Annotated in this window: 2 protein-coding genes and 1 pseudogene; 1 reads left to right on the forward strand and 2 read right to left on the reverse strand. The window is 63.7% G+C overall.

The window, feature by feature from the left end; genetic code table 11:
* Positions 1–126 precede the first annotated feature (126 nt).
* The gene (locus EOA33_RS30220; protein WP_127407312.1) at positions 127–522 is read right to left on the reverse strand and encodes a DUF6165 family protein; all 396 of its coding nucleotides are present in this window, start codon (positions 520–522) and stop codon (positions 127–129) included.
* 153 nt (positions 523–675) lie between these two features.
* Here EOA33_RS30220 and waaF point away from each other — a divergent pair, with 153 nt between their 5' ends.
* Positions 676–1,704, forward strand: a complete 1,029-nt coding sequence (waaF, locus tag EOA33_RS30225) for a lipopolysaccharide heptosyltransferase II (RefSeq protein ID WP_245482474.1) — start codon at positions 676–678, stop codon at positions 1,702–1,704.
* A gap of 5 nt (positions 1,705–1,709) precedes the next feature.
* Here the strand turns inward: waaF and EOA33_RS30230 are convergent.
* Positions 1,710–3,001 (reverse strand): annotated as a pseudogene (locus tag EOA33_RS30230) (hypothetical protein); the annotation flags it as partial.

Genomic DNA, 3,001 nt, shown 5'->3' on the forward strand with positions numbered 1-3,001 from the left:
CCCGGATACGGCCGAACAACAGATCGCTGCGTTCGACAGTAGATGGACCGGCAGATGGAGGACTATCTCCAACGCTGAGGGTTCGTGCCGCACGCTGCCGCGACAACACCCCGCTGTGAGGTCGCCCTACTCGTAGTGCTCGTAGGATTTTTCCTCGATGATCGCGGAACTCAGCAGCAGGTTTATCTCGCGCTTCAGGGCGGCGCGGCGGTCGTTCGTGCGGTAGACGCCGCGGGCGAGCTCGATGAAACGATCGCCGAAGCGCTTGTTGAGCTCTTCGATGCGGATATCGTCCTCGATGACCCAGAGCGCCTGGTTGACGGCCTTCAACTCGGCGTAGAGGCCAGCCAGCGCCTCTGAACTGGGGATGTGTTCGTCGCGAACATGCGATAGCTGCTCCAGCTCGTGCAGTACGTTGGCCAGCTTGGACGCGTCGGCGATGCTTGCCGCCTTGATCTCGAGGATCGATATCTTGTCCAGCAATTCGCCGGGGGCGATCTCGACGAGTATGGGGCGGACCATGCTACTGCCCTTTTCTGATGAGCCTTGTCAAAATTCACCGGCTGGGAATATGGACCCGCCGGAAAGCGTAGCGGCAATAGGCAGCCGAAACGAGTCAAGTCAATCTCCCGGACGGCAGGGAATGCTCCGGCGCGGAAAGAGAAAGCAAAAAGGGTGTTCGCCTTGAATCCAATTCTTCTGGTCGGCTTTCCGGCGGTCGGCGATTTCGTCCGCTGTCATTCGGCCATCCGCATCCTCGCGGAACGGTTTCCCGAGCGCCCGATCGACGTCGTGACATCGCCCGGAAACGTATCCTTTGCCCGCTTCATGCCGCATGTCCGCAAGGCCTGGGCACTAAAGAAGCGGCATATGCAACTCGGTCTGGCAGAGCGCCGCGACCTGATACGCGAGCTTCGCAAGCAGAACTATGGCACGGCCTATCTCATGACGAGCACGATCAAAGCGGCCCTGATTCCGTTCTTGGCCGGCATTCCGGAACGCATCGGCTATCCGCAGGAGTTGCAGTTCGGGTTGGTCAATCGCCTTCCTGCTGATTGGCTGCGGCATTTGTGGGCGTTCGGTCCGCGCAAGACACGCCTCTACGAGGAGGTATGCTCCATTGCCACGCTGGGCGCAAAGCCGGCGAACGTCGATTGGCCAGCGCCGCAGCTGGTCATTCCTGGCGCGGAACTGGATGAGTGGCGCAGCCGCGCCGGTGTCGAAGCCGGCACGCCGGCCCTGGCCATCTTCACCGGAGATATGACGAGTCCGCGATCGTGGCCGATGGGGCGCTTCATCTCGATCGCCAAGGACTATTGCAGCCGCGGCTGGGCGGTATGGATTGTCGGCGGCCCTCGCGAACATGATGCGGCGAACCGGATCCGCGCCGAGGTGCCGCAAGCGATCGATTTCACCACGACGCCGCTGATCGACGTGATGTACCAGCTTGGCGCGTCAGCGCTGTTCCTTGGCGTCAATGGCGGCATGTCCCATGCCGCGGCAGCCTTGAACATTCCCTGCGTGCAGATCTTCGGCTCGAACCTTTCCTACGTACATGGGCCGGTCAATGACCATGTCCGCTATCTCGAGCCGCCCATTTCGACCCCGAGTTGGATCGAGGATACATCCGGTGTCAGCGAGGAAAGGGTGCGCGAGGCCTTGGCTGCTGCCTTCGCGGAACCGCGCCGCCCGCCAGGCGCCTGATATCGCTACTCCTCTTCCGCCGCTCCGAAACCCGCACCCATCGTCGCGCGCGCAGCGCTCGCCCATGGCGTTGCGTGGTTGTCGATGCGCATCTGGAAGATGAAATAGGTCGGCGAGCAGAAGCCGATGCCTTTCACCTTGGCGGCGCCCGGCGTGTCCGGCGGCAGCGACTGGCACATATAGTCCTCGCGGCAAAAATGGTCAGCCGAGCAGGCCGGCCGGTTGCCGCGATTGACCGCGCCGCCGAGGCATTGGTCGAAATTGTTGGTCGCCACGCAGGTGTCGAATTTCTTGCCGCCGACCAGGCCGCAGATCTCGTTCGGCATCGGCTTGCCGGCCCTGAAGGCGGCGAAGGTGCGGTCCTTGTCGTCGCAGCCGCGATATGCGATGCCGGCCGGCACGCCGATCTTCGGCGGCCGGCATGTGTAGGCGGTGCGTGAGATGTCGGAGGCGAACGCGGCGAACTGCCCGGTGATGGTGTAGCGGTCGTTGAAGGGTTGCGACGGATTGCTGGCGATCGATCCCGTCAGACACGGATGGCCGGAAAACATCGCCCTGCTGTCCTTGGGCAGCAGGCATTGCGCCAGCCTGGTGCGCACCCCAGACGCGGTGGCGAGCGGCGTGCAGACCGTGCCGCCGCCGCACTGCCAGGTCTGGCCGAAGCGGGCGGCGTCCTCCGGCATCAGGCACGGCATCGCCATCTCGGCCGGCACGTAGGAGACTTCGCCTGCATCCTTCCATCCGCCCGCCGGTGCGAAGGAAAGCGGACGAAACCGGTTCGGCTCCTTGCCTTCGGTCGTGGCCCGCAGCCAGGCCACGCGGCGCGGGATTTCGGCATGGAGGTGCGGCGAGATGCCGACCTCGATCCGGTTGAGCGGCGACGTCGTCCTGTCGTCCAGGCCGATGAAATGGAAGCCGGCGGTGGACCCTGCCTGATGGCAGCCCTGGCAGGCGCCATTGTCCAGCCGCTCGACCAGCGCTTCCGGCGTGCGCACCAGTTGCAGCGCGGAATAGTCGAGCCCGGCGAAATCCGCAGGCTGGAACAGCGGCGTGAACGGATGATTGGCCTGCCGCGCGCTGCCGAAGGTGGACCACGAGATGACCTTCCTCGCCAGGAACTCGTCCGGTATCTCGTAGACGCCGAGATCGACCGCGCCGACATTGGCGCTGACATAGTCGGCGAGCTTTTTCTTGAGCACGGCATCTTCCGACAGCCGCGCGACGTCAGGCGTGTTCTCCAGCGGCTTTTCGCTGACGGTGGCGCCATCGATCCCAAAAATCCGCATGAGGTAGGCGG

The organism is Mesorhizobium sp. M4A.F.Ca.ET.050.02.1.1 (assembly GCF_003997725.1).
Taxonomy (GTDB): domain Bacteria; phylum Pseudomonadota; class Alphaproteobacteria; order Rhizobiales; family Rhizobiaceae; genus Mesorhizobium.

Bases quoted from the DNA above. Each gene is read 5' to 3' on its own strand.
- EOA33_RS30220 (WP_127407312.1), bottom strand. From the start codon at position 522: ATGGTCCGCCCCATACTCGTCGAGATCGCCCCCGGCGAATTGCTGGAC.